The organism is Pseudoalteromonas rubra (assembly GCF_005887095.1).
In the GTDB taxonomy this organism is placed as follows: domain Bacteria; phylum Pseudomonadota; class Gammaproteobacteria; order Enterobacterales; family Alteromonadaceae; genus Pseudoalteromonas; species Pseudoalteromonas rubra_E.
This window is the reverse complement of sequence record NZ_PNCI01000124.1, coordinates 1-523: the sequence shown is the minus strand read 5'-3', so window position 1 is coordinate 523 and position 523 is coordinate 1. Positions and strand designations below refer to the sequence as shown.

The window sequence follows — 523 nt, the reverse complement described above, 5'->3', positions numbered from 1 at the left end:
CGGTGTTTTTCAAGTTAGTTGTCATCATTTACTGTTTTAAGCAGCTTGTTTTTTTACCTCACCCGTGTGCTGTTTTTCCGGGTTAAGCGTTGTAGGTCCGACTGGACTGCAATTTCGCACAGCACGTGTTCCCCATCGACCCGGATTGGCTGCTTTTGCTATTTCCATTCGTTCTTTTCGTTGCACCAGTATCTCTTTATCCTGTCCCGTATGTCGCTGATGTGGTGTAACAAATCGCAACTTACTGTGCTTATGCTCATAGTTGTACCAACGAGTAAATTTAAGTACCCACGCCCTGGCTTCTTCGAGACTTTTAAAGCCTGATGAAGGCCAGTCGGGTCTGTATTTGCAAGTTCTGAACAAGGATTCTGCAAATGGATTGTCGTTGCTGACTCGTGGCCTGTTATATGACGTTGTCACCCCCAACTCTTGTGCTTTCACACGCATAGTTTGCGATTTCATCGGTGCACCGTTGTCTGAGTGTAAAACCACACCGCTATGAAGCGCATTTTCACGCACTAAT

1 protein-coding gene is annotated in these 523 nt (G+C 45.7%); it reads right to left on the bottom strand.

What is annotated here, in order from left to right; all coding sequences use genetic code 11:
- Nucleotides 1-36: 36 nt before the first annotated feature.
- Nucleotides 37-523 (bottom strand): integrase core domain-containing protein (locus CWB99_RS23575; RefSeq protein ID WP_138551231.1); only part of this gene is annotated, 487 nt, incomplete at its 5' end.